This is a genomic window from Pseudomonas sp. CLCA07, from assembly GCF_053615335.1.
Genome location: NZ_CM132131.1, coordinates 6,625,019 through 6,651,594, shown reverse-complemented (window position 1 = coordinate 6,651,594; position 26,576 = coordinate 6,625,019). Strand labels below are relative to the sequence as shown.

At 56.8% G+C, this 26,576-nt stretch carries 22 protein-coding genes; 10 read left to right on the top strand and 12 right to left on the bottom strand.

From position 1 onward, the window contains the following. Positions 1 to 75 precede the first annotated feature (75 nt). Positions 76 to 597, bottom strand: a complete 522-nt coding sequence (gene gloA, locus ACWGZX_RS30435) for a lactoylglutathione lyase (RefSeq protein ID WP_452626717.1) — start codon at positions 595 to 597, stop codon at positions 76 to 78. A gap of 145 nt (positions 598 to 742) precedes the next feature. Here gloA and ACWGZX_RS30430 point away from each other — a divergent pair, with 145 nt between their 5' ends. Then, positions 743 to 1,267 carry a DUF4946 domain-containing protein gene (locus tag ACWGZX_RS30430; protein ID WP_452629090.1) on the top strand — a complete coding sequence of 175 codons (525 nt, stop codon included), beginning with the start codon at positions 743 to 745 and terminating at the stop codon, positions 1,265 to 1,267. A gap of 178 nt (positions 1,268 to 1,445) precedes the next feature. Here the strand turns inward: ACWGZX_RS30430 and ACWGZX_RS30425 are convergent, their stop codons facing one another. The 3 genes from ACWGZX_RS30425 to ACWGZX_RS30415 form a co-directional block, all read right to left on the bottom strand. Next, positions 1,446 to 1,811, bottom strand: coding sequence for a histone-like nucleoid-structuring protein, MvaT/MvaU family (locus tag ACWGZX_RS30425; RefSeq protein WP_223513479.1), 366 nt, complete (start codon positions 1,809 to 1,811; stop codon positions 1,446 to 1,448). A 233-nt stretch (positions 1,812 to 2,044) separates the two neighbouring features. Then, positions 2,045 to 3,580: an EAL domain-containing protein gene (locus ACWGZX_RS30420; protein ID WP_452626716.1), complete on the bottom strand. Its 1,536-nt coding sequence runs from the start codon at positions 3,578 to 3,580 to the stop codon at positions 2,045 to 2,047. Positions 3,581 to 3,695: 115 nt separating this feature from the next. Next, complete coding sequence (locus ACWGZX_RS30415; protein ID WP_452626715.1) at positions 3,696 to 4,568, bottom strand: LysR family transcriptional regulator; 873 nt, start codon at positions 4,566 to 4,568, stop codon at positions 3,696 to 3,698. A 77-nt stretch (positions 4,569 to 4,645) separates the two neighbouring features. Between ACWGZX_RS30415 and ACWGZX_RS30410 the strand changes: the two genes are divergently transcribed. Together ACWGZX_RS30410 and hppD are read left to right on the top strand one after the other, a co-directional pair. Then, positions 4,646 to 5,584: a DMT family transporter gene (locus ACWGZX_RS30410; RefSeq protein WP_452626714.1), complete on the top strand. Its 939-nt coding sequence runs from the start codon at positions 4,646 to 4,648 to the stop codon at positions 5,582 to 5,584. Positions 5,585 to 5,846: 262 nt separating this feature from the next. Then, positions 5,847 to 6,923: a 4-hydroxyphenylpyruvate dioxygenase gene (gene hppD / locus ACWGZX_RS30405; protein WP_452626713.1), complete on the top strand. Its 1,077-nt coding sequence runs from the start codon at positions 5,847 to 5,849 to the stop codon at positions 6,921 to 6,923. A gap of 127 nt (positions 6,924 to 7,050) precedes the next feature. Here hppD and rarD read toward each other — a convergent pair whose 3' ends face one another. Further along, positions 7,051 to 7,932, bottom strand: a complete 882-nt coding sequence (rarD, locus tag ACWGZX_RS30400) for an EamA family transporter RarD (protein ID WP_452626712.1) — start codon at positions 7,930 to 7,932, stop codon at positions 7,051 to 7,053. A gap of 209 nt (positions 7,933 to 8,141) precedes the next feature. Beyond that, positions 8,142 to 9,155, bottom strand: a complete 1,014-nt coding sequence (locus ACWGZX_RS30395; protein ID WP_452626711.1) for an aldo/keto reductase — start codon at positions 9,153 to 9,155, stop codon at positions 8,142 to 8,144. 237 nt (positions 9,156 to 9,392) lie between these two features. On the opposite strand from ACWGZX_RS30395, the gene ACWGZX_RS30390 reads away from it, so the two are divergent. After that, positions 9,393 to 11,345, top strand: coding sequence for an Ig-like domain-containing protein (locus ACWGZX_RS30390; protein WP_452626710.1), 1,953 nt, complete (start codon positions 9,393 to 9,395; stop codon positions 11,343 to 11,345). Between the two features lie 570 nt (positions 11,346 to 11,915). Continuing rightward, positions 11,916 to 12,281 (top strand): DUF6124 family protein, encoded by a 366-nt coding sequence (locus tag ACWGZX_RS30385; RefSeq protein ID WP_452626709.1) that lies wholly within the window; start codon positions 11,916 to 11,918, stop codon positions 12,279 to 12,281. 249 nt (positions 12,282 to 12,530) lie between these two features. Here ACWGZX_RS30385 and ACWGZX_RS30380 read toward each other — a convergent pair whose 3' ends face one another. After that, complete coding sequence (locus ACWGZX_RS30380; protein WP_452626708.1) at positions 12,531 to 13,841, bottom strand: MFS transporter; 1,311 nt, start codon at positions 13,839 to 13,841, stop codon at positions 12,531 to 12,533. 168 nt (positions 13,842 to 14,009) lie between these two features. Here ACWGZX_RS30380 and ACWGZX_RS30375 point away from each other — a divergent pair, with 168 nt between their 5' ends. The 3 genes from ACWGZX_RS30375 (at position 14,010) to ACWGZX_RS30365 (ending at position 17,915) form a co-directional block, all read left to right on the top strand. Continuing rightward, complete coding sequence (locus ACWGZX_RS30375) at positions 14,010 to 15,122, top strand: sugar diacid recognition domain-containing protein (protein ID WP_452626707.1); 1,113 nt, start codon at positions 14,010 to 14,012, stop codon at positions 15,120 to 15,122. Positions 15,123 to 15,410: 288 nt separating this feature from the next. Beyond that, complete coding sequence (locus ACWGZX_RS30370; RefSeq protein ID WP_452626706.1) at positions 15,411 to 16,547, top strand: glycerate kinase; 1,137 nt, start codon at positions 15,411 to 15,413, stop codon at positions 16,545 to 16,547. Positions 16,548 to 16,727: 180 nt separating this feature from the next. Beyond that, complete coding sequence (locus ACWGZX_RS30365; protein ID WP_452626705.1) at positions 16,728 to 17,915, top strand: pyridoxal phosphate-dependent aminotransferase; 1,188 nt, start codon at positions 16,728 to 16,730, stop codon at positions 17,913 to 17,915. 127 nt (positions 17,916 to 18,042) lie between these two features. Here the strand turns inward: ACWGZX_RS30365 and ACWGZX_RS30360 are convergent, their stop codons facing one another. From ACWGZX_RS30360 to ACWGZX_RS30340, 5 genes are all read right to left on the bottom strand, one after another. Beyond that, positions 18,043 to 19,020 carry an NAD(P)-dependent oxidoreductase gene (locus ACWGZX_RS30360; RefSeq protein WP_452626704.1) on the bottom strand — a complete coding sequence of 326 codons (978 nt, stop codon included), beginning with the start codon at positions 19,018 to 19,020 and terminating at the stop codon, positions 18,043 to 18,045. A 21-nt stretch (positions 19,021 to 19,041) separates the two neighbouring features. Next, positions 19,042 to 20,340 (bottom strand): MFS transporter, encoded by a 1,299-nt coding sequence (locus ACWGZX_RS30355; RefSeq protein WP_452626703.1) that lies wholly within the window; start codon positions 20,338 to 20,340, stop codon positions 19,042 to 19,044. Positions 20,341 to 20,434: 94 nt separating this feature from the next. Further along, a complete protein-coding gene (locus tag ACWGZX_RS30350; protein ID WP_452626702.1) occupies positions 20,435 to 21,412 on the bottom strand; it encodes a sugar kinase in 978 nt (325 codons plus the stop codon). After that, entirely contained in the window at positions 21,405 to 22,187 is a 783-nt protein-coding gene (locus ACWGZX_RS30345; RefSeq protein ID WP_452626701.1) for a sugar phosphate isomerase/epimerase family protein, read from the bottom strand. Before ACWGZX_RS30345 ends, ACWGZX_RS30350 begins: the two co-directional genes overlap by 8 nt. A 156-nt stretch (positions 22,188 to 22,343) precedes the next feature. Further along, positions 22,344 to 23,369: a LacI family DNA-binding transcriptional regulator gene (locus ACWGZX_RS30340; protein ID WP_452626700.1), complete on the bottom strand. Its 1,026-nt coding sequence runs from the start codon at positions 23,367 to 23,369 to the stop codon at positions 22,344 to 22,346. 248 nt (positions 23,370 to 23,617) lie between these two features. Between ACWGZX_RS30340 and ACWGZX_RS30335 the strand changes: the two genes are divergently transcribed. Further along, complete coding sequence (locus ACWGZX_RS30335) at positions 23,618 to 24,439, top strand: hypothetical protein (protein WP_452626699.1); 822 nt, start codon at positions 23,618 to 23,620, stop codon at positions 24,437 to 24,439. 93 nt (positions 24,440 to 24,532) lie between these two features. Further along, positions 24,533 to 26,527, top strand: coding sequence for a hypothetical protein (locus ACWGZX_RS30330; protein ID WP_452626698.1), 1,995 nt, complete (start codon positions 24,533 to 24,535; stop codon positions 26,525 to 26,527). The last annotated feature ends 49 nt before the right edge of the window (positions 26,528 to 26,576 follow it).

Genomic DNA, 26,576 nt, shown 5'->3' with positions numbered 1-26,576 from the left:
CCCCATGAGTGATCATGGGGTTTTTTGTGTTGCACACATTCCAAACTGTGGGAGCGGGCCTTGTGGTGAGGGGGCTTACAGCGGCGCGGGCTGGATGATCTCAACCCAGTACGCATCCGGGTCCTTGATGAAGGCCAGGCTCTTCATGCGCCCGTCATTCAAGCGCTTCTGGAAATCACAGCCCAGTGCTTCAAAACGCTCGCACGCCGCGCGGATGTCCGGCACGGAAATGCAGATATGACCGAAGCCGCGTGGGTCGGTATTGCCGTTGTGGTAGGCGAAGTCCGGATCGTTCTCGGTGCCGTGGTTGTGGGTCAGTTCGAGAATGCCGGGGATCGACTTCATCCACTCGGTGCGAGCAGCAGCATCGGCCGGGATCTGGTTTTTGTCGACCAGGGCCAGGAAATACAGGCTGAATTCCGCTTCAGGGAAATCGCGTTTTTCCACCAGGGTGAAACCGAGGATGCGCGTGTAGAAATCCAGGGACTTGATGATGTCCTTGACCCGAAGCATGGTGTGGTTGAAGACGAACTTCTGGGTCGCGGTATCAGGCTGGGCGGTGACGCCTGGGACAGTGTTCAATTCGTGCAGGCTCATGGGCCCTCCGGAAAATAAGTGGGGCTAACGAATGGCGACAATGATACGCAAGGCCTCAGACATCACCAAACCCAAACCGTCAGCTATTGCCTGACAGGCGGGCGAGGCTCAGACTTTACGGTTCAATTCGTGAGTGCTTATTGCAATGGTTCGATTCTGTAAATCGATGTTCGTCATGCTTGGCATCATGTCAGCGGTTGCCAGCGCTCATGCAGAGGCGCCACAGGTGACATGGCCAAGTGGCTGGGAAGTCGAAGCCCTCGCGCATGAAGACTCCGGCTCTAAAGTGTCCCGTCAGCGCGCGGTCAAAAACGATCAAAGCGGCACGCCGGTGATGGTCATGGAATTGACCATGACTCAGGTGGAGAGCGGTCATCAGGTGAATGTGCAGGGCGTGCTGCTGGAAATGCGTAAAGCGGTGCAAAAGGACTTCTTTCAAAGCGGCTATCAAAGTGTCTGTAACAAGATTCATCCCGCGACACTGGGCCGCCTGTCGGCACTGGAAACTACCTGCACCATTACCCAGAACGGACGACATGTGCTGTCGCAAACATTGGTGGGGGCGGTGGATGCCGATAACGCCTATGTTCTTTCGTACGCGGGGCAGGCCGAGGCTTATAAGGAAAGTCAGGAAGAAATTGAAGCAGTCCGTAACAGCTTGAAACTTTAGTGCCGGGATTTTACGTGGTGGCGGATTTTGGCGGGTTTCGACATTTTTAGATACCTAAAGGCACTAAACACTAAGTTAATCGGCAAGTTGCGAGTTGATCCCCCTCGAATCGTTGCATTTAGAGGGTATCCATAAAAAAAGCCCTGCATTGGCAGGGCTTTTTTATAACCGCTAGCTGTTAGCTGCGCAGCCAGGAATCAACAGTGGATGCACCGTATTGTTCCTTCCAGGCTTTCAGGCCACGGTGGTTGCCACCCTTGGTTTCAATCAGTTCACCCGTGTGCGGGTTCTGATAGACCTTGACCACGCGAGCACGGCGGGTTTTAGGCGTTTTTGCTTGTTGCAGACCGGATTTTGCCGGGTTCGGATCGAGAATGGCGATGATGTCACGCAGGCTCTTACCGTAGGTTTTCATCAGACCCTGGAGCTTTTCTTCGAATTCGATTTCTTTCTTGAGCCCGGCATCATTCTTCAGCGATTCCAGCTGCTTGAGCTGTTCCTGAAGGGCCTTTTCAGCTGCACGAAATTCAGCGAGTCTGGACAATATCTTTACTCCAATAGTGTGTTTGGCTGATACCAACCGCAAACAAAGCTATAAGCCAAGAGCCTTGAAGCGACTCGGTGATAGTGGCTCACCTGCCAATTTTGCTCAGGCATGAAAAATTGTAGTAGTTAATTGGCCAAGAGTAAATCCTGACTTTTTCTTCATGTAACAACAGTAGTCTTTGGACTCAATTTGGTGCGGGTTGTCGATGCCCCGTCGCTTAAAGTCACTAGTTATTGGTGGGTTAATGCGTTAATGAATTCTGCGCCGGGCATCGGTCGACCGTACAGATAACCTTGCAGGAAGTTAACGCCGTGGGCGCTCAGATAGTCACTTTGTTCTTGGGTTTCCACGCCTTCGGCGACGATCCCCAGATCGAGCTTGGCCGAGAGTTCGATGATGGTGTCCAGAATGTGCCGCGAAAGGGCGTCGATACCGATCATGGCAACGTAACTCTGGTCGATTTTCAGGAAGTCCACATTGAACTGACGCAGATAACCCAGACTGGAGTGCCCGGTACCAAAGTCGTCAATCGCGATCATCACGCCAAGCGCATGAAGCTGTTCAAACAACTGAAGCGTGACATCGCTCGGCTTGATCAGTTCGCGCTCGGTGAGTTCCAGTACCAGGTTGATGGAGCCGGGTGCGAAGGCGCTGAGAAACTCACGACAGTCGTCCACCAGTTTCAGGTCGTTGCAGTGACTGGCGGTGATGTTGATGCCGATGTGAAAGGGTTCACTGAACGAGGAAGAAACAGGGCCCAGCCATTTGGCGGCCTGTCGCATCAGTGAACGGGTCATGGGCACGATCAGTCCGGAATCTTCGGCAAACGGGATGAACATTTCAGGGCGTACCAAGCCTTCCTTCGGGTGTTTCCAGCGCATCAGCACTTCGGTGCCGGACCACTTCCTGGTATCGCCATGCACGACCGGTTGAAAATACGGGACAAACTCTTGCGCAACCAAGGCGCGCTGCATTTCGCGAGTAGGCGACCATGAGCGTTTTTGCAGGAAGTGCCCAATGGCGCCCGACACCACACCAAAAAAAACCAGCAGGCTGAACAGAGGCGGGTATTCGCTGGCCATGTAGCGCCAGGTTTCGCCCTCGGGGAAGCCGGCGGAGACGGTAAAGGCATAGCGCGAGGAAGAACGCTCCCTTTCGGCCACGGGCAAGGCGGGCAGGGCGCCTCCGTGGACCTTGCCGTCGGCGGACAACCAGTTCGGGCCAACTCGCAGTAGCAGCAATGTGTTGCGACCAATCAGTCGCAGCACGGTACTTAAGTGGTAACCGTCCAGGGTCGTCAGCGCGCCCTGTTTGCCCTCGCTCAGGCGGTACACCAGCACCGCCGTATCGGGGGTGACCGGATTGCCACTCATGAGCAGCAGCCTGCCTTGCGCATAGTCGCCGGCAGCGATCTTCTCCTGGACCTCGCCGAACAAAGAGTTGCAATAAATGGTGTCGTCCCATACCAGACTGGCGGAGCGCACAAACGGGCGGCGCGTGACCTGTTCGCGCAGGGCCAGCTTGACGTCGTTGCAATTTTGGCCGGCCAGCGGCAGCAATTCGCGTGCGGACTGGGCCGTATTGTCGAGCATCAGTTCGAATTGGCGCAGGGCTTCGTCTGCGGTCAGCCGGCTGCTTTGCTTGAGAACCCGTCCAGCCTGCATAAAGAGAATGACGCAGCCCAATATCACCGGGAGCAGCCCACACAGAAGAGTCACAATAATGCGGGTGTGCATCGGGCGACGGCTTTTGGCGGTCAACGGCATTCGCGAAACCTCTCACGAAAAAACACGGCTCTCAAATGCTGGCAGGACGACAACACGCCTCCCAAAAAGAGTTCAGGTAATGGCCATGATAGTCGGCCCTGTGCACTTATGCCGCTCAACGGGCGTTCAATCCGGTGGCCAATTTAACGAAGGCTAACGTGGCGGGTGACGACTGGCGCTGGTCAAGCACCGCCAGCCCGACCTGGCGAATGACGGCGGGCGACAGTGGTTTTTTCACATATCGGCGATTGTCGTCGTCGGGCAGCGAGCTTTCTGCGACGACGGTCAGCGCATCACCGCGGCCCACCGCGTCCAGCGTGCTGATCAATTGTGAGCAGCGATAACGGATATTCGGTGTCAGACGGGCGGCGCTGAACAGGCGTGAGACCAGCTCCGAAGACCCGGCTTCGGTCAGCACGAACGGGTCGCTGCACAAGTCGCTCAAGCTCAGACTGTCACGCCCCGCCAGCGCGTGATCAGCGGGAAGCAGTGCAACCATCTGGTCTTCAAGCAGCGCAAATGTGTCGAAGCGCTCTTCGGGCAGCACCACAAAGCCGATATCGATTCGCCGCTCTTCAAGCCATTGAATCACCTGGCGGTCCGGGCCTTCGTCAATGTGGACTTCAATGCCGGGGTGAGCTGCGCGGTAGTGTTGCAGGATCAGCGGTAACAGCCTGATCGACGAGGTCGGGCCAAACGAGCCAATGCGCAGCGTGCCGCGTTTCATCCCGCGAGCATCGGCGGCTTCCTGGCGCAAGGTGTTGGCGAGGCCGAGCATTGCACGGGCGCGCAACAACAACTGCTGACCGATGTCGCTCAATTCGACCTGGGACTGATGCCGCCGCAACAATTCGACGCCGAGCTCCTGTTCCAGCGACTTGAGCGCGTGAGAAACCGCTGATTGGGAAATCCCCAAGCGATTGGCAGCCGCTGTGAACCCGCGCAGTTCGGCAACCAGCGAGAAAATTTCGAGCTGTGTCAGAGTCATGAGTATTTACTCATTTTACGATGATCGATCATTAGTCGGATGATACGTCATCTGCCTAAGCCTGGTTTTGCCCCCCTATGACAATCTTTGTGCAAACAACGACATCGCACACCCCGGTGTATCTAAAGCTCGCCGCCGTCACCATGATCTGGGGCGGGACGTTCGTCGCCGGGCGGTTTCTGGCCGACAGCCTCAGCCCGTTGTTCGCCGCCAGCCTCAGGTTCTTGCTGGCCAGCGCGGCACTGTTGCTGTTTCTGCTGCTGGCGCGAGTCCCTTTGTCCCGGCCCAACCTGCGGCAATGGCTGCAACTGGCGCTGTTGGGGTTCTTCGGGATCTTCTTCTACAACCTGTGCTTCTTTTATGGGTTGCATTACATCAATGCCTCACGAGCCTCGTTGATCGTTGCGCTCAACCCCGCCGTGATCGGCCTTGCCTCGTGGTGGCTGTTCAAGGAGCGCTTGAGCCGGGCGAAGGTCTTCGGTATCGCGATCTGTATTGCCGGGGCGAGTGTGGTGATTGTCAGTCGTAATCCCCAGTCGTTGGTCGGCAATGCCGATGCCTGGATCGGTGACCTGCTGATTTTCGGCTGCGTGCTTGGCTGGGGGATTTATTCGCTGTTTTCCAAAGAGCTGAATCAGTCGTTGGGACCCGTGCAGACGGTGACGTATTCGATTCTGCTGGGCACAGTGATGCTCTGGGTGACCAGTGCCGTGCGCGGCGAACTGAGTGTCAGCGCGCTGGTCAGCCTCGGCCCGCAACAATGGTTGAGCCTGATGTACCTCGGGGTATTGGGTTCGGCGCTGGCCTACATTGGCTATTACGAGGGCATTCGCCAGATCGGTGCGACGCGTTCAGGTGTGTTCATTGCCTTGAACCCACTGACCGCGGTCATCCTTGGTGCACTGCTGCTCGGCGAGCAATTGACCCTGGCGATGTGCCTTGGCGGCGTGCTGATTCTGGCGGGAATTTTCCTCTGCAACAAACCCCTTGCACGAGTAGGGGAAAAGGGGATTTGATACAGAAGGCGGACAAACCGATTTACGCTGTGTAGAATCGGGTTACGCATACAATAATAAACGTCTTCTGGTAGCAGAAGCCTCGCCCGCAAGAGCCTTGGGTCGACAATGAAGAGTTTCGGGTTTCAATTGATCTACGGTGACTTCCTCGCCCGCAGCGTGCGGGGCATCTCCTGTGCGCCACCCGCCGGTCTCAGCATTGCTAGCAACTAACATTGGCTAATTTCAGCCGTTAATTCTAAAAGCATGATGAGGCGCCAAAATGGCAGATTTATACGAAAACCCAATGGGCTTGATGGGCTTTGAATTCATCGAATTCGCATCGCCAACCCCGAACACCCTGGAGCCGATCTTCCAGATCATGGGCTTCACCAAGGTTGCGACCCACCGCTCCAAAGACGTGCACCTGTATCGCCAGGGCGCGATCAACCTGATCCTCAACAACGAACCGCACAGCGTCGCTTCGTACTTCGCGGCCGAGCATGGCCCGTCGGTGTGCGGCATGGCGTTCCGGGTCAAGGATTCGCAGCTCGCCTACAAGCGCGCGCTGGAAATCGGCGCCCAGCCGATCCACATCGAAACCGGCCCGATGGAACTGAATCTGCCGGCGATCAAAGGCATTGGCGGCGCGCCGCTGTACCTGATCGACCGTTTCGGTGAAGGCAGCTCGATCTATGACATCGACTTCGTGTTCATCGAAGGCGTGGACCGTAACCCGGTCGGCGCCGGTCTGAAAATCATCGACCACCTGACCCACAACGTGTATCGCGGTCGCATGGCCTATTGGGCCAACTTCTACGAGAAACTGTTCAACTTCCGCGAAATTCGCTACTTCGACATCAAGGGCGAATACACCGGCCTGACCTCCAAGGCCATGACCGCGCCGGACGGCATGATCCGCATCCCGCTGAACGAAGAATCGTCCAAGGGCGCCGGGCAGATCGAAGAGTTCCTGATGCAGTTCAACGGCGAAGGCATCCAGCACGTGGCCTTCCTCAGCGAAGACCTGATCAAGACCTGGGATCACCTGAAAAGCATCGGCATGCGCTTCATGACCGCGCCACCGGAAACCTATTACGAAATGCTCGAAGGCCGTTTGCCGAACCACGGCGAGCCGGTTGATCAACTGCAAGCACGCGGGATTCTGCTGGACGGTTCGTCCGAGTCGGGTGACAAGCGTCTGCTGCTGCAGATCTTCTCGGAAACCCTGATGGGGCCGGTGTTCTTCGAATTCATCCAGCGTAAAGGCGACGATGGCTTCGGCGAAGGCAACTTCAAGGCACTGTTTGAGTCGATCGAACGTGACCAGGTTCGTCGTGGCGTACTCGCCACCGATTAACCAGCCACACCACTAACCCTGTGTAGGAGCTGGCTTGCCAGCGAAGGCAATCGTTCATTCAATATATCAGTTGACTGACACGACGCCTTCGCTGGCAAGCCAGCTCCTACATTGTTATTTGTGGGGCTTAAGGTCGGCGGTGCCGCATCAGGTGTTTAAAGCCTTCAAACACCAATACCACCACCGCCAACCAGATCGGAATGTAAGTCAGCCATTCCCCAGGCTTGATGCTTTCCCCCAGCAGCAATGCCACTCCCAGCAACAACACCGGCTCGACATAACTCAACAACCCGAAAAGGCTGAATGGCAACAACCGGCTGGCGATGATGTAGACCACCAACGCCGAAGCGCTGAGCACCCCGAGAATCGGGATCAACAGTGACAGCCACGGGTGTTGATCGAACACGCCGAAACCCTGCACACCACTCTGCACAAACCAGAAGGCCAACGGCAGCGTCAATGCCATGTCCAGCCATAGCCCGCCAAGGTTGTCTGTGGCAAGCCGTTTTCGCAGCACGAAATAGGTGGGATAGCCGATGCATACCAGCAAGGTCGCCCAGGAAAAGCCACCGACCTGATACACCTCATTGGCCACGCCGAGGCAGGCGAAAAACACAGCGATTTTTTGCAGATAGGACAGACGCTCGCCATAGGCGATTCGCCCGGTCAGCACCATCGTCAGCGGCAGCAGGAAATACCCGAGCGACACGTCCAGGCTGTAGCCGTTGAGCGGCGCCCACATGAACAACCAGAGTTGCACACCGAGCAGGGCCGAAGAGGCAATCAGGAGCGCGATCAGTTTCGGATGCGCGGTGGCGCGCCGAACAATGTCGATCACGCGCGTCCATTCCCCGGACACCACCATGAACACGGTCATGCAGGGCACGGTCAACAACATCCGCCAGCCGAAAATTTCCACGCCGCTCAGAGGTGTGAGCAACGACGTGTAGTAATACATGACCGCAAACAGCACCGAGGCCGAAACCGATAAAGCGATACCTTTAGACAAACTGCCCTCGCGAGGTTGAACGTGAAACGGGGCGCAGAGGATACGTGGTTTTCGTATCAAATATTGTCCGATCGATCAACACAGATCGAATGTAGGAGCATGGCTTGCCCGCGATGCAGGCAACGCGGTGTGTCAGTTAAACCGCGTCGGTGCCATCGCGGGCAAGTCGGAACGCCGCACCGCACGCTCCCACAGAGGATTGTGTTTCTTCAGGTATTGCGGGGTTTACGGCCAGACACAAAATGGCTCACATCATTAAACCCCGGTGTCGACGAATGCCCAGGCACCACCAGCGAATCAATAAACACTTCGTCCTCAGCCGTAATCTTCACCGCTTGCGCCTTGGTGTAGGCGTCCCACTGTTCCTCGGTACGCGGCCCGACAATGGCTGAAGTGACGGCGCTGTTGTTCAACACCCAGGCAATCGCAAACTCGACAATCCCCACGCCACGGTCCAGCGTGTACTGCTGGATTTGCTGGGCAATGCGCAACGACTCAACCCGCCATTCGGTTTCCAGAATGCGTTTGTCTGCCCGTCCTGCGCGGCTGTTGGCGTCCGGTTTCGCGTCCGGCGCGTATTTACCGCTGAGTACTCCGCGCGCCAACGGGCTGTAAGGCACCACGCCCAGACCATAGTTTTGCGCAGCGGTAATTTGCTCGGTTTCCACCTGACGGTTGACGATGTTGTACAGCGGCTGGCTGATCACCGGCCGGTCGATACCCAGTTGATCGGCCACCCGAATCACCTCGGCGATGCGCCAGCCACGGTAGTTCGACAACCCCCAATAACGAACCTTGCCCTGACGAATCAAATCGCCCATCGCCGACACCGTAACTTCCAGCGGCGTGTTGTGGTCTTCGCGGTGCAGGTAATAGATGTCGAGATAGTCAGTGCCCAAACGCGTCAGGCTGGCCTCGATGCCATTAAAAATGTGCTTGCGGCTCAGGCCGCTGCGGTTCGGCACCCCGTCCACCGGACCGAAGCCGACTTTGGTTGCCAGCACCCATTCGTGGCGATTGCGGGCAATCGCCTCGCCGACGATTTCTTCGGAACGACCGCCGGTATAAACGTCGGCGGTGTCGATGAAATTGATGCCCTGGTCCCAGGCCTTGTCGATGATTCGCAGGGAATCTTCGGTGCTGGTCTGTTCGCCGAACATCATGGTGCCCAGGGTGAGAGTCGAGACCTGTAGACCCGAATGACCCAGCGTGCGATAGCTCATGAGGAAATCCTTTTGCCGGTGGGGGAAAGGCTCAATCAAATAACAGAACCGATGCGCGGGGCAATCTGATTTGTGGCGGGATTTGCGAATGTGTACTGAGAACCCAGAGGCGTCAATGGGTAACCGCGTGTCGCTACTGTTAGATATGACAGTAGCCGGAGGTTGGCTAATCAGATGTGATGCAGTCCAGTGGCCTGAAAAATAGCCGCTACCGTCATTCGTATCTGGAGTGTTGCCATGAGCATTGAACAACTCGATGAAGCATCGCCTGACAATGCAGTATTAGTGTTGTATCCACCGGATCTAGTGGACAGCAACAAGTCGGTAGCCGGTGCAGATTGTGGAATAGCCATCAATTTTTATGACCTGACGCCTATGGGGGCGAAGGTGAGAGTTGATCCTTATTTTGACCAAGCACCGCTTGACACAGTTGCACTCCTTTTGAACGGGAAATTAGTTGCTAGCACACAAACGCAATCAACAAATGATGCCGTCATACTTTACATCCCGAAAAACGAGCTGAAGGCCGAGCCAGGTTTCGTCAACTACCTTGCCTATAGCGTGACCCGAGGCAGCCAGAATCAAGGCACTTCCGAACCACCGCTGGGAATCTTGTACAACGATATCCGTCCCGGCATTGAAGATCGTGTCCAAGGTGATGACGGGCACTCCGAACTCGAGCTGATCTTGCCTCAAGACGTACTTGAGGACGGTATAGACGCAGACCGTGCGGCGCAGGGCGTGCTTATCTGTTTTTCTTATCCGTATTGCCGGCCCTACGACAAAATTCATTTGAACTGCAATGGTCACGACGTTTACCGCGATGTGACAGCCGATGAAGCACCCTCCGTTCCGACCTCAGAGCCGACCAGGATTTGCCTCACGCTCGACAAAGCCGTCTTCGAACGTGCCGGCGACCACCCACAATTCGTGTTTAACTTTACGGTTTCCGATCAGATAGGAAACGGCGCGGACCCGGATTCGCCATGGTCAGCCTCAACGCTGGTAGAGGTTGATCTGAATGGCGTACGTTTGGTCGCGCCGGATGTCGCCGAAGACCCGGATGACCCCAACGATGCACCGGACACCATCGACCTCAACAAACTGGGTAGCAAAGACCTGACCGTGCAGGTGCACGCGTTCTCACCGGTATGGAGCGCCGACGACGTCATTCGCGTGAAATACATCGCGACCCCTTACGCTGGGGGGGCAGCGGTAGAGCACAGTGTCGAAACGACCGTTAACCGGATTCCCTTCACCTATAAACTGATGATCCCCAACGCCAAGGTCATTGCGGATAGCCAGGTCAAGGTGAGTTATGAACAAGTTCGGGGTGGGGAGGTTTTTGCAAAGTCCAAAGCCGCAAGAGCGCGAGTTATTTTGGCGCCGGTGATTACGTCGGTTAAAAATTCGGCGGGTGGTGAAATAGCAAATGGCGGGGATGTTTCTGACAATAAAGTCATGTTGATGGGCTCTGCGCTTGCAGGCACTACCTTGCGGATTTTTGATGGTGAGACGTTCGTTGAGGAGGTTCAAACGGGCGCGAACTATAAATGGCAGAGCACATTAATCCCCATTGTTGTGGGGCAGCATAGTTTCACAGCGCGCGAAAAAAGCGGTGAACAGCTTGTCTCTGGACCTTGGTCGGTTAAGCGGCTGGCTTTCTCTATCGACCGTACTCAAATGAACTTGAACGGGTTCTCGGTCAAGATTCCGCAATGGCCGAAGACGGGAGAGGACTCGGTCGGTAATACCGCCACCCGTAATCCAGTCGGGGGTGTTCCGCGTTACGAGTATGCGTCATCTGATCCGTCCACTGCTCCCGTGACAGCGACGGGGAAAGTGACTGGTCTGAAAAACGGGGTGGTCACTATTTATGTAACCGATCAGGAAGGTACAACCCTTACCTATCTGGTGGCCGTCACCAATGTTTTCAAACTGCAGATTAGCGATCAGGTGTTCACTTTTCTTGACGCCGAAAAATGGATGAACTCGTTAGGAGGACGCCATACCTATGACTATGTATTCCGGAATGACATTGTTCGGGTTTACTTGGTTCCAGCTCGTGAAACCAATACATGGACGTGTGCAATTTTCGGGGCATGGAGGGGGTACATTTTTCCCAACAATACTTTCCAGACTACGCGTGGTAACCCCGCGTTGACTTCATGGTGTCTGACCGCAATCTGATTCGCGGAGGTTAAGGAGGTTAAGGAGGTTAAGGAGGTTAAGGAGCTTAAGGGGGCGCATATATTTATCCGTTGCCGGGAGCCATCGAAAAATCAGCTCAATGATGGAGCCTGTGTAGGAGTGAGCCTGCTCGCGATGGCGGTGTGTCAGTAAGGGCAAAATTGACTGACACACCGCCATCGCGAGCAGGCTCACTCCTACAGGGAATTATGGTAATAAACAGTAATGTTTAAATGGTCTGGATGGATGGGGCTAGAGGCTACATAACCTTGCGCCGTTGCCTACGACTGCGCCAGAATCCGCCGGCTTGTGCGCCTTGGGGCTGGGCTCTATCGTTTGCTCGCCGCTGAAAAACAGCGGTCGGGTTTGGTAGCCCGGTTACCTGTCGCTACATGCACATGATGCAGAGATTCATTTCGTCCTCTGTATTTATGGCGGTCATGCGCAGGGCATCCTCGGATGCGCCGGGTCTTGCACCAGGTAACCGGTCTACCAACCTGCGTATGGCCGCCACCCTTCGTTTGGTAGCGAGGGTGATGGCTCCTTAATGTCTTACCTGGAGCATCATCTATGTTCAAGATCACACCCAACCCGCCAGAAACCGACACCGACGACGTTTCCCCGTACGAATCCACCGATCCCAAAAAACTCAACACCGCCGCCGACCGCGCCCTCGATTACTACCTCAAACCGGTCATCCCCAAAGACACCCCGCGCAAACCCAGCACTATCTACTTCGCCGCCCCCGACACCGATAACGAAACCCTGCTGGTGAACGCCTGCGAGTCATTGGCATCAGCGAGTGTCATGTTGAGCGATTTCGCCGGGCAACTGAACGGTACACAGCGCCACACCCTGCTCGGCATTCAACATTCCGTCATGCTGGGTGAACTGGCGGTGAACCGGATGCTCGACAACGTCGACCCGCATAGCTAAAGCGGCTCTATGGCAAGACCCTAACCTAGGGTGAGAAGGCTTTTCTGTGGCGAGGGGGCTTGCCCCCGTTCGGCTGCGCAGCAGTCGTCATTCAGATAAATGCGGTTTAACTGGAAGACCGAGGTGTATGGATATCGGGGCCGCTTCGCAACCCAACGGGGGCAAGCCCCCTCGCCACAAAAGCAGGCCTGAGCCAGAAACAGAAAACGGCCCGAAAGGGCCGTTTTTGTCGGTGCTAAATGTTAAGGCTTACACCCGCAATGTCCGCGTCATCCGCAGTGCCAGCAAGCTCCCACACACGATCACACCCGCCAGCAAATACAACGCCGCATCGGTCGAGCCGGTACTGTCCTTGACCCAGCCCACGAGATAAGGGCTGAGGAAACCCGCCATCTGCCCCATGGAGTTGATCAACGCCAGACCACCCGCCGCCGCACCTGCGCTCAGCAGCGCCGTCGGCACCGGCCAGAACATTGGCAGGCCGGTGAGGGCGCCCATGGTGGCGATGGTCAGGCCTAGAATCGCAATGGCCGGCGTCGTCGCAAAGTTCACCGCGATCAGCAGGCCGACCGCGCCCATCAGCATTGGCACCACTAAGTGCCAGCGGCGTTCTTTGCGAAGGTCCGCCGAGCGGCCGACCATCAACATGAACACTGCAGCAAGCAGGTACGGAATCGCACTCAACCAGCCAATCACCAGGTTATCGCTGAAACCCAGGTTCTTGATGATCGACGGCAACCAGAAGTTGATCGCGTACACACCGCTCTGGATGCAGAAGTAGATCAGACCGAACGCCCAGATCGCCGGGTTCTTGAACACCGCCAACAGTGAGTCGGTGGTGGTTTTCGGTTTGTTGGCCAGGTCTTCCGCATGATCCTCTTCCAGCACCGAGCGCTCAAACGGGGTCAGCCATTTGGCGTTGGCATAGCTGTCGCTCAGCAGGAAATAGGCGAGAGCACCAAGGATGACGGTCGGAATACCTTGCAGCAGGAACATCCACTGCCAACCCGCCAGGCCCGCTTGGCCGGCGCCAAAGTGGTTGAGGATCCAGCCGGAAAACGGGCTGCCGAGCAGGCCGGACACCGGGATCGCCGACATGAACAGCGCCATGATGCGGCCACGGCGGAAGGTCGGGAACCACTGCGAAAGATACAGCACCACGCCCGGGAAGAACCCTGCTTCAGCCGCGCCAGTGAACAGGCGCAAGGTGTAGAACTCGGTCGGGGTGGTGACGAACAGCAGACAGGTCGAGAGCGTGCCCCAGACGATCATCATCAACGCGATCCAGCGCCGCGGGCCGAATTTGGTCAGGGCCAGGTTGCTCGGCACGCCGCACAGCACGTAGCCGATAAAGAAAATCCCGGCGCCGAGGCCGTACACGGTTTCGCTGAATTTCAGCGCGTCGAGCATCTGCAGTTTGGCAAATCCAACGTTCACCCGGTCGAGGTAGTTGAACAGGTAGCAGATGAAGATGAAGGGGATCAAACGCAGGGTAATGCGCTTGTAGACGGCGTTTTTCTCGTCAACGATGGCCTGGGTAGCGGCGGCGCTCTGTGACATGGCGGCTCTCTCTTTATTATGATTTTTTGCGATGCAAGGGTAACGTTGATCGCCCAGAGAGTCTCAGCCACGCTCCTGCTTGTTGTCTTTGTGCCTGAGCACAGGGTTTTAGACCCAGGCCTGTGCGGGTGAACAACCCGTCCCACACCGTTTTCAAGGACCCCCGTTATGTTCGAACTCGATCACGACCTGGCCCAGGACATCGTCGACCGGGCGATGGCCATCCTGCCGTACAACGTCAACGTCATGGACAGTCAGGGATTGATTCTTGGCAGCGGCGAGCCGGAGCGCATCAATACCCGCCATGAAGGGGCGCAACTGGTGCTGGCCAACGGTCGTGTGGTGGAGATCGACGCGCAAACCGCGATTCATCTCAAAGGTGTGCAACCGGGCATCAACCTTCCGCTGCTGCTCGATGGGCGCTTGATTGGCGTGCTCGGCATAACTGGCGCGCCTGAGGCACTGCGCACTTACGCCGAATTGGTGCGAATGACCGCAGAGATGCTGGTCGGCCAGCGCAATCAGCAGGCCGAGCAGCAATGGCGGCGCCAGCGTTGCGATGATCTGCTGGCGTTGCTGCTGAGCGAGGCGGGGGATTCGCCACGATTGCTCGACGAAGCGCAGCAGTTGGGGCTCAAACCACAGATGACGCGGGTGCCTTATCTGTTTGAATTGGGCATGGAACACGGCCCGGCGCAAACCGTTGAAGCGCTGAGTGCCTGGCTGACCTCGCGTTACCCGGACAGTTGGTGCGTGAGTTCGGCGAAGTCGTCGTTGCTGTGGTGCCGACCGGCCTCGCAAACTATCGAAAATGAACGGCTGCTGGAAAAACTCGACGGCCTCGGCTGGAATATTTTGCGCATTGCCGTGGGCGGGCAGGCCGAGGGATTGTCGGGGCTGCGGCGCTGCTACCGCCGTGTCGGCGACTTGCTGGCATACGGGCGCGATGTGTTGCCGCGTTCGCGCTTGCTGACGCTCACCCGTTACCGATTACCGGTGATGCTCTGGCGGCATCGCAACGACGATGCGCTGGACGAATTGCTTAAACCGCTGCGCAAAGTCATCGCCAAGGACGGCAACGGCCAACTGTTGGCGACCTTGCGCAGTTGGTGTGATCACGATGGGCAGAGCCAGGCGTGTGCCGATGCACTGGGGATTCATCGAAACAGCTTGCGGTATCGGATGGAGCGGATTGCCGAGCTGAGTGGTGTTGATCCACTCAAGCTGGATGGGATGCTTGCGCTCTATCTTGGCGTCCAACTCCTGCCGCAATCAGACTGACCGAACACCCGTCCCGTAGCAGCTGCCGAGCCCGCGAGGCTACGTTCGGCTGCGCAGCAGTCGTAAAATAATGCACTGCGGTGTGTCAGGGAAATTGTGCTTGCCGGGTTTACGACGGCTTCGCCGCCGAACGCAACCTCGCGGGCTCGGCAGCTGCTACAACAAGTGTGTAGGTCGGTAGGATTTTGTGAAAATGAACAATAAACGCCATGCCTACTTGTGCAGCGGCCTGGCGTTATTGTCCGGGGCTACTGGCAGCATGGAACGCATTGGAACTGGAGAATTCGCATGAAAATCGTCATCGCCCCCGATTCGTTCAAGGACAGCCTCAGCGCCCAAGGCGTGGCCGACGCTATTGCGCTGGGTCTGGCAGACGTCTGGCCTGATGCGCAACTGCTCAAGTGCCCGATGGCCGACGGCGGCGAAGGCACGGTCGAGTCGATTCTGGCGGCCTGCGAGGGCGAATTGCGCCGCACCAATGTACGTGGTCCGCTCGGTGCAACGGTCAATGCCGCGTGGGGCTGGTTGCCGCACAACCACACCGCGATCATCGAAATGGCAGAAGCCAGCGGTTTGCAGTTGGTTCCGCCGGGCAAGCGCGATGCATGCATCAGCAGCACCTTCGGCACCGGCGAACTGATTCGCGCGGCCCTCGACGTCGGGGCGCAACGGGTGATTCTGGCGATTGGCGGCAGCGCCACCAACGATGGCGGCGCCGGAGCGATGCAGGCGCTGGGCATCAAATTGCTGGATGCGCAGGGGCAAACCGTGGCGCCGGGCGGTTTGGCGTTGGCACAACTGGATCGCATCGATCTCAGTGACTTCGACCCACGTCTGGCCGAGGTGCGCTTCGACATCGCTGCCGACGTTAACAATCCACTGTGCGGGCCTCACGGCGCTTCAGCCATTTTCGGCCCACAAAAAGGCGCATCGCCCGAGCAAGTGCAGCTACTGGATAACGCGCTTGGGCACTTTGCCGAACTGTGCGCCCATTCGTTGGGTCACGACGTAAAGGACGAACCGGGCAGCGGCGCGGCGGGCGGTCTTGGTTTTGCCGCGAAGGCATTTCTCGGCGCGCAATTTCAGGCTGGCGTGGAAGTGGTTGCCGAACTGGTCGGTTTGGCAGAAGCGGTGCAGGGTGCTGACCTGGTGATCACTGGCGAAGGGCGATTCGATGCCCAGACCTTGCGTGGCAAGACGCCGTTCGGCGTGGCGCGCATTGCCCGGCAGCACGGCGTGCCGGTGATCGTGATCGCCGGCACCTTGGGCGAGGGTTATCAGGCGTTGTACGAACACGGCATCGATGCCGCGTTTGCCTTGGCGAGCGGGCCGATAACGCTGGAACAGGCGTGCGCTGAAGCGCCACGATTGTTGCGTGATCGCGCCAGTGACATCGCACGGGTCTGGCGAATCGCCAAAGCCTGACGCAAAACTCGTAGCAGCTGCCGAGCCTGCGAGGCTGCGTCCGACTGCGCAGCAGTCGCAGGATTTAAACCGCCACCCATAAACTGTCGCGTCTGGCAGTGGATTTGAATGCCATGGTGGCGCGTTTCGTGATTTGAGATAGGGTGATGGCTGGGAGTCCGCGCACGACAGGAGAATCACATGCGCTATTCAGCCTTGACCAAACGAATTGCCGGAGACGGAGCGGCAGCCTGGCAGATTCATGACCGAGCGCTGGAAATGCGCGAGCAGGGTGTCGATGTCTTGCTGCTGTCGATTGGTGATCCAGACTTCGACACGCCACAACCCATTGTCCAGGCCGCCATCGACAGCTTGCAGGCCGGCGACACCCATTACCCGGAGGTGCGCGGCAGTCGAGGGCTGCGCAGCAGCATTGCTCGACGCCATCGCCAGCGCAGTGGTCAGGGCGTGGACGCCGACCATGTCATTGTGTTTCCAGGGGCGCAATGCGCGGTGTACTCGGTCGCGCAATGCCTGCTCGATCCGGGCGATGAAGTGATCGTCGCCGAGCCAATGTATGTGACCTATGAGGGCGTGTTCGGCGCCTGCGCCGCTAAAGTGGTGCCGGTGGCGGTGCGTCCGGAGAACGGCTTTCGTGTCGATCCGGCGGATATCGCGGCACTGATTACTCCGAAAACCCGGGTCATCCTGCTCAACAGTCCGAACAATCCGTCCGGCGCCAGTTTGCCGCTACACACTTGGCAAGAGCTCGCCGAATTGTGCCTGCGCCATGACCTGTGGCTGATCAGCGATGAGGTCTACAGCGACCTGTTGTTCGAGGGCGAGCACACCAGCCCGGCGAGTCTGCCGGGCATGGCCGAGCGCACTGCGACCATCAACAGCTTGTCCAAGTCCCACGCCATGAGTGGCTGGCGGGTCGGCTGGGTGATTGGCCCGAAACCCATGGCCGAGCATCTGGTGAATCTGTCGTTGTGCATGCTGTTCGGGATTCCGGACTTCATCCAGAACGCGGCCCAATTGGCGCTGGATCAAAACCTGCCGGAAGTGGCGTTGATGCGCGAGGAATATCGCCAGCGCCGGGATCTGGTGTGCGCGCGGTTGAGCGGTTGCCCCGGCATCAGGCCTGTGCGGCCGGATGGCGGGATGTTTGTGATGGTGGATGTGCGCCAGACCGGGCTGGGTGCCCAGGGTTTTGCCGAGCGGTTGCTGGAGGGCTATGGCGTGTCAGTGCTGGCGGGGGAGGCGTTTGGGCCGAGCGCAGCGGGACATATCCGGATCGGGTTGGTTGTGGATCAGGTGCAACTGGCGGATGCGTGTCGGCGGATTGCGCTGTGTGCGGCGGATCTTCTGGACGCGCGCCGGGCCTGAAAGATTTGCGCTGAGTTTGATGGCCCCTTCGCGAGCAGGCTCGCTCCCACAGGAGATTTGTGAACGCCACAGATCCAATGTGGGAGCGAGCCTGCTCGCGAAGGCTGACCAACAAACGACGAAAGATTCAGCCACGCCACGCCGATGCATTCACCAAATTCCTCGGTCGCTCACCCGCCAACGCCATCAGCAAATTATCCACCGCGCACGTGGCCATCGCCTCTCGCGTCTCATGCGTCGCCGACCCCATGTGCGGCGTCGCTACCACGTTGTTCAACGTCAACAGCGGCGAATCCACCTCCAGCGGCTCACGCTCAAACACATCCAGCCCCGCACCCCGAATCTGTCCCGCGCGCAGCGCTGCAATCAGCGCAGCTTCGTCCACCACCTTGCCCCGGGAAATGTTGATGAAAATGCTCTCCGGGCGCATCAAGGCGAACTCTTCAGCGCCAATCAACCCCTCGGTTTCAGCCGTCAGCGGCAAGGTCAGGCAAATGAAATCTGCCTCCTGCAACAACGCTGTCAGGTTGCGGTACTGCGCGTTGAAACGCTGTTCCACCGCCGGTTTCGGCGAATGGCTGTGATAGATCACCGGCATGCCGAACCCGAAATGCCCGCGTTGCGCCAAGGCCTCGCCGATGCGTCCCATGCCGATGATGCCCAGCGTCTTGCCATGCACATCGGTGCCGAAATGCTGCGGGCCGATGTTGCGTTTCCACTGGCCGTTGCGAACCATGTTCGCCAGTTCCACCACACGCCGGGCGGTCGCCAGAATCAGCGCGAAACCGGTGTCCGCGGTCGTTTCAGTCAGCACGTCCGGCGTGTTGCTGAGCAGGATGCGGCGCTCGGTGAGGTAATCGATGTCGTAGTTGTCGACGCCGACGGAGACGCTGGCGATGGCTTCGAGATTCGGCGCCAGGTCCAATAACTCCGCGTCCAGTTTCAGGCTCGCGCCGAGCAAACCGTGGGCGCGGGGCAGGGCCTCACGCAATTGCGCGAGGCCCTGCGGGTTGAGGTTGTCGATCAGCGTCACCTCGGTGTGCTCATGCAGGCGAGCCATGAGCAACGGCGAGAGTTTCTTGTACAGCACAACCTGCTTTTTCATCGTCATGTTCTCAATTTCAAATCAAGGGTGAGCAGCCGCTGGACGTTGTGCAGCAATCTTCTCCACGACCCGGTCACTGGCACCGGGCTTGAGGAAAATCGTCAGCACCACTGAGAGCATCAACGCGCCGCTCATCAGCAAATACGAAGCCCCCGGCGATCCGGTGCTGCTGTTTAAGTAGCCGACCAGATACGAGCCGCCAAACGATCCCAGCGCGCCCATGCTGTTGATCAGCGCCATGGCGCCGCCGGCGACGTTGGCCGGAAGAATCTCCGGGATGATCGCGAAAAACGGCCCGTAAGGCGCATACATGCAGGCGCCGGCAATCACCAGCAGGGTGTAGGACCACCAGAAATGTTCGGCGCCCAACGCGTAGGAACCGTAGAACGCGATGGAGGCGATCAGCAGCGGCGGCCAGACGAAGCGTTTACGCTTCTGCAATTTGTCCGAACTCCAGGACACCAACAGCATGCCAATCACAGCGGCCAGATACGGCAGCGCCGACAGCCAACCCGCCTCGATCATGTCCATCTGCGCGCCAGCCTTGAGGATCGACGGCAGCCACAACACGAAGCCATAAACCCCAATGCTCCAGCAGAAAAACTGCAAGGCGAGGATGATCACCTTCGGCGAGCGAAAGGCTTCAGCGTAATTTTTCACCGCTTTAATGCCGACCTGTTCGGCGGCGAGGGCGCTTTCCAGGTCCTGCTTCTCTTGATCACTGAGCCACGTGGCTTGTGCCGGACGGTCATCGGCCAGACGCCACCAGATAAACGCCCAGAGTACCGCCGGCAACCCTTCGATGATGAACATCCAGCGCCAGCTGAAATGCTGCACCAGATAACCCGACACCACTGACATCCAGAGCATGGTCACCGGGTTGCCGAGGATCAGGAAGGTGTTGGCGCGCGAGCGTTCGGCACGGGTAAACCAGTGGCACAGATAGATCAGCATCGCCGGCATGACGGCGGCTTCGACCACGCCGAGCATGAAGCGGATGACAATCAGCCAGTAGGCGTTGGAGACGATCCCGGTCAGCGTCGCGAGGCCGCCCCAGAGAATCAGGCTGACGAAAATCAGTTTCTTGACGCTGTGCTTCTGCGCATAGATTGCGCCCGGCACCTGAAAGAAAAAGTAACCGAGAAAAAACAGCGCGCCGAGCATCGACGACAGGCCGGGCGTGATCATCAGGTCGGCGGCCATGCCCGAGGCAGCGGCGAACCCGTAGTTGGCGCGGTCCAGATACGCCAGGCTATAGGTGATGAACACGATGGGCATGATGTACCACCAGCGGCGGGTGGGGAGTGAAGCTGTTTTCATGATGGTGCTCCTGAGCTTGTTGTTTTTGTCGCAGCAGGTAACGGGTTAAATCTTTAGTGACTGCAAGGGCGTCAATCGCGGGCAAGCCTTGCTCCTACAGGACCTGTAGGAGCAGAGCTTGCTCGCGATTGACGCCCTCAAATTCAGCGGACATTTCGAACCGGGTCGGCAAACCCTCCATATCCCCCCGACTCTGCACCGCGCGGCTACCAATCCAGTTGGCCCGCCGCACCGCGTCGGCAACGCTGTGGTTTTCCAGGAGCGCGCTGATCATGCCGACGGCAAAACCATCACCAGCGCCGACCGTATCGACCACGGTTGCCACCGGCACACCGGCGACAAATCCCTGATCTACAGGTGTGCGGTAATACGCGCCTTGTGGGCCCAACTTGATCGCCACCGCTTCAGCACCGAGATCAAGGTAAAACGCCGCAATATCCGCTGGGTCCTCAAAACCGGTCAGCAAGCGACCTTCACTCAACCCCGGCAGCACCCAATGGGCGAGGGCGGCAAGGCGGTTTATCTCGGTGATCATCAACCGCTCGCTGGCCCACAGGCTTGGGCGCAGGTTTGGGTCGAAGGACACACTGCGCCCGGCATGACGCATGCGGGTCATCAACTCAAAGGACATTTCCCGTGCGGATGCGGACAAGGCTGGCGGAATGCCGGTGGCGTGTAGGTGCCGGGCGCCGAGCAGTGGCGGGGCAATCGACTGCACCGACAAATGACTGGCCGCCGAACCGCGACGGAAATATTCCACCGCCGGATCGCCGCCATCGTCAGTGCGGGACTTGAGCTGAAACCCGGTCGGGTGCGCCGGGTCGATGGCGACATGGTCGCAATCCAGGCCTTCTTTGCGCAGCGTATCGAAAACAAATCGCCCCAACGAATCGGCGCCCACCCGGCTCAACCACGCCACGTTGAATCCAAGCCGTGAAAGGCCAATCGCTACGTTGCTGTCCGCCCCGGCAATACGTTTGTGGAACTGGCCGATGTCGGCCAGATCACCGCTTTGCTCGGCGACAAACATTGCCATGGTTTCGCCGAACGACAGGATATCGAACTCAGACATGAGCACTCTCCAACCGGGGTTGACCAAGGTGGGCGAGGGTGGCGACGTGTTCCCGGGTCAGTTGCACCAGGTCATCGCCTTGCAGCGGGTATTCCGCCGCGCGCATAACGCCTTGGGTCATGTGCCGCAACAGTTGTTCCCACAGTTGCACGTCGCTGGGCGTCGGCGGGATGGCAACCAGTTTGCCGTCGGCGCGGCGTGTCACGGCTTTGCAGTGCACGTAACCGACATGCCGACCGAGCAACCGCGCGGCGCTGGCGGCGGACTGGTCTTGCCATTGCCAATTGCCGATGTCGAAGGTCATTTTGATCGGCAATTGGTGTTGTTCGACCTCGCCGAAGAAGCGTTGAAACGGTTCGATACGGCCGCCGTGCAAGGTCTGGTCGTTTTCCACCAGCAACTGCACTGGGCTCTGAGCGAGGACGCGGCTCAATGTCTGCAGATCATTGTTGTCGGTGAAGTAACCCAGGGAGACCTTCAGCCATTTGGCGCCGAACGATTCGGCACGCTCAAGCGTGGTGAGCAGTTCGGGATTGGGTTTGGACTGACCGGCCAGCCACAGTTCCATCGGCGCGGAGTAGATGCATTCCAGACCTTGGGATCGGCTGTCGTCAGCCAGTTGCAGCGGGTTTTCATCCGTCAGCAATTCTTCGCGCCATTCAATTTGCGTGGCGCCGGCAGCGGCCAATATGTCGATAAAACTGCCTTGGCCGCGTTGGCGCACAAGGTCTGCGCCGTAGCTGGACAAGCTGATGGAAACGGGTGGTTTATTCATTGTTCTACACCTCTGAAACCGGTTTCATTTTTGTTCAAAAAAATGGCTGATTGGTTGATGTGTTGCTTTTTAGGGCCCCTTCGCGGGCAAGCCCGCTCCTACAGTTGAACGCATTCCAATGTGGGAGCGGGCTTGCCCGCGAAGGGGCCATAACAATCACCGCAAATTTCCAAGGGTCGACCCCCGCACAATCAACCGCGCCGAAAAATCCAGGGTCCGCACTGCACCGACATCCCCGCGCAACCGCTTGAGCAAACACTCAAACGCGCTCGCGCCAATTTCTTCCGTCGGCTGAGCAAGCGCGGTAATCCCGCTGCCTACCAACGGATACCAATCCAGATCATCCAGTGCGATCACCCCCACGTCCGCAAACAGATTGCATTGCAATTCACGCAGCGAATGAGTACTGGCCAGCGCGGCAATGCCATTGGCACAGAACACTGCTTTCGGGCCAGGGCCTGAGGTATTCAAGAATGTTTTCAACTGCGTGGTCAGCTCGCTGCCAGTCTCGACCACCGCACCTCTGAATGCCGGGCGCTGTGCGATCTGCGCCTTGAAACTGCTCACCCGCTCGATCCGCGCGCTGGTGCCGTCAAGCGGTTCCGTCACCATCAGCACATCGCGATAACCGCGTTCCTGCAAATGGGCGAGGGCCATTTCCACCGCCGCCGGGTTGTCCAGCCCGACCAGATCGCTCTCCAGCTGTTCGACCTTGCGGTCCACCAACACCAACGGCATTTCGCGATGCAGTTCGCGCAGCTCGTTGAGGTGATGGCCTAGGGTGTTCACGATCAAACCTTCGATGTTGTACGAGCGCAGCAGCGCCAGGTGCTGACGCTCCTGCTCGTCATCGCGGTCGGTGTTGCACACCACCAGGCTGTAGCCGTGTTGACGGCAAGCGGTTTCCACCCCGTGCATCACGGCGATCGAATAAGGGTTACGGATATCGGCCACCAGCATGCCGATCAGACGAGTACGCCCGCGTTTAAGACCGCGGGCCATCTGGTTGGGGCGGTAGCCGAGTGCGGCAATCGCCTGCTCGATGCGCAGGGCGGTGGCATCGGAGAGCAAGGCGCGGTCGTCGCCGATGAAGCGCGAGACGCTAGCCTTGGAGACACCGGCGTGTTCGGCGACGTCGAGCATGGTGACGCGACTGCGTTGGGCGGCGGAGAAATCGTTCATTCAAGCGACCTTGTTGTTGGAGTGGTTCGCATGTTGAAACTGAAACCTATGAAACCGGTTTCAGAAAACATCATTACCTGACGTTCGTCAAGGATGACGTAGCCAGTCGGCATAGGGATAACAGACGAACGGTAGCGGGACCTGTCAGATATGACAGTAGTCAGCCTTGCTCGCGCGGCGCTTAATTTACTTAACTCATGACACCCACCCGACGAACAATGCGCTACGGCCCGATGAGGATTTGTTAGATGCCTTCCCGCCAACCGCTTACTTACGACCCGCCGAAAGTAATTGGCGTCGCCGATCCTGACGTTGATCCGGCGGGACACATCCCTTTTGAGTTACTGGCCCGGGGGATTGATGTGGTTGTTAAGCTTTGGGATAACCCCGCCAAAGAGGATGGAGAGCGGGACATCTTGCGTGTTTATTTTGAACAGCCTGGACAGCCGCTGGTAATGATAGAAAATATCTACTATCCGGCAGATATAAAGCCAGAATTCATTATCCATATTGGACCGGAGTATTTGAAAGTAAACGGGCCCGGTAACTTATGGTATGTGCAATTTAACACGGCTGATAACCCGGCCCCCTCTTTTCGTCGAACACTCACCATCGATCATTCGCCAATCATTAAGGATCTTCCTGAGGCCGGTTTTCCCGACGCGAATGGTTGGGGATATATCAATTGCCAGACTGATCCGCCAATGTGGGATGGAATTAAAGTAAAAATTCCACCGCTCAAGGGGTTTGAAGTGGGAGATCGGTGTGAAATTGTATGGCGTGCTTATATAAGTCCGAACGGCAGCAGTATTCAGTTTCGTCGGGCTTATAAGAAAATCGAGCGACTTGTTATAAGTGTTCAAGATATTAAGGAAGGGTTTGTGGTGGTAATAGAACCCTATGATGTGCATATCAAACCTATGGAAGATAAAGCTTCCGCTCTAGTCAATTACATCATGTATCGCGGCAGAAAAAAACTAGGGCAGTCGACAACAGCGTTGCTCAGAGTAGACAGGGTTATTCCGGGTAATGGTCTATGTGGACCTGAATCGCGTAGTAAGCATAAGTAAAATGTCGAAATAAAGTGAATAATTGCGCACGACGTGGTCGGCTTACTGCTTGGTTTGTTGCGCTATCGATGCGGATAGATGGAGATCATATAAATGAACGCAAAAGTTGAGCTTGGCAATCGGACGAGAGCAGCATTCCTGCAGCAACAATACTCCAGGCCTGAGGGGGTGCTTGCGGATCCCCCACCTGCGTCTACGATTACACAACAAACGCTGTTGCCTGATTTGCGGATACCAATAGAACATTTGACAGCGCCATTGGAATACACCATTCCAAAGCCAACGGCTGAAGCTGTAGGAGATCTCATAGAGCTGTTTATCCGTAAGAAGGGTGCAGCTGATTGGACTGAGCTTGAGGATATGATAGCGCTTGATGACAATATTCCTACTCGGCAATGGCCATTACCACTATTAGTTCGGGTAAGTTTTCTAAAGGAAGAACTTGACCCGGAAACCCCAACCGAATATGAATTGCAGTATGTTTATTGGGCTGGCGGGACGAATGATGGACATTCTTTAATTACCACTTTCGCGGTGGATCTCACTGCTCCGTATAAAATAAAATCTTCAAACACAAACCTAACGCCAGCCGCGCCTACATGGCCTGTAGATCTGGAGCCGACTGACCCGATCGATGAGGATTTTCTCATCAGATATACAGATGGCGTCCCCGTTAAAACGGCTGCTTACGCCAATTATCATGCTACTGATGTGGTGAAATTTTTCTGGGGGGTAGCGCCTGATACGGAGCGTGATGAGCCAGTGTTTGAGGGGCCATTGCCCTCAACCTATGAAGTGAAGATCGCCACTGATGTATTCCGGAACGGGGATGAAGGCAGGAATTTGCTTGTCTATGTAGTGACCGATCTTGCTGGTAACAAAGGGAAAAGATCAAATGCCAGCACGCGGGAGGTTGTGTTTTTGCCGGAAATTGATCCAACGACGATTCATCCGCCAGTTCTTCCCCTGGCAAATGGTGTCGGTGGCGACAATTTAATTGATCTCGCCGACAGCCAAATCGCAACTGTTGTAGTTCAGGTGCCCAAGCCAAGTGCGCGTAAAGACTCTATTGTCGTCTATTGGGGCGGAACGCCAATTACTCCGGAGCAAGAGGTGGGGGCTAACACGGAACTGACCTTTACCATTCCGTACAACGTTATAAAAAGTGTTTATGGCAACACCGATGGGGAGGTGGAAACGAAAGTTAGCTATAAAATGTTTCGCCCTGGCAAAGGCGAAATTGCTACGCACTTTAAAGATATAAAAGTTGATATTTCATTTATTGGTCCTGATCCGATTCTGATTGGCCTTGAGGCTCCAACGCTTAAAACCACGAAAGGCAATGATGATAAAATATTGGAAGAGGATTATGGTGATAACGGCATTAAGGTCTCGATTAAACTCTTCGACACACCCTCTACAGAGGAAGGATGGCAGATAGATGTTTTGTATGATGATATCAAGGTTGGCGCGACCATTCCGTTAACGACGGGCCAGGAAGGCACAACGCTGAGCGTCGACCTTCCATGGCAGATTGTGCTAGATCAGCAAAGCGGAACCAAGGTTTTACGCTATGTGTTGTTTACAGCTACCGGTAATAACCCAACCCGCTCTCGTACAAAAGATATCGTTGTTGAAGAGTTTCCAATCGAAATGGCCGCGCCTGAAGTATTAAAGTTGGCAGGGCCAGCAAAACGTATTGGCTGTCCTACTTTGAACTTTGGATCGTCAGGGGACGGTGCCAATAGGCGAAACCTGCAAGTACTTATTCATAAAAATCAATTCACTGTGGATGGGGAAACCATTACGTTGACGTGGAAAGGAGTTACCTCTGACACTCCCCCCGTTGATATTAAAACTACCGCTACGTTTGACATAGATGGCGACTTTCCTGATGGCGGCAAAGTTATTGAGATAGGCGATTATTTGACCCACTTCAAACCATTGCATGGGGCGGATGGAATACTTACCTATTCGATTACCCGCGACGGAGGCGCTGATACACCAGATTCTCTACCGGCGACCCATCGCGTGTTTTTAACAAACAGTGAGTTGCAGTATTGCGAAGAGGTGGACCCTTTACCCTGAAATTTTGGTGTTGCAACAATGCGGCAGGCTATAACGCCTGCCGAATTGT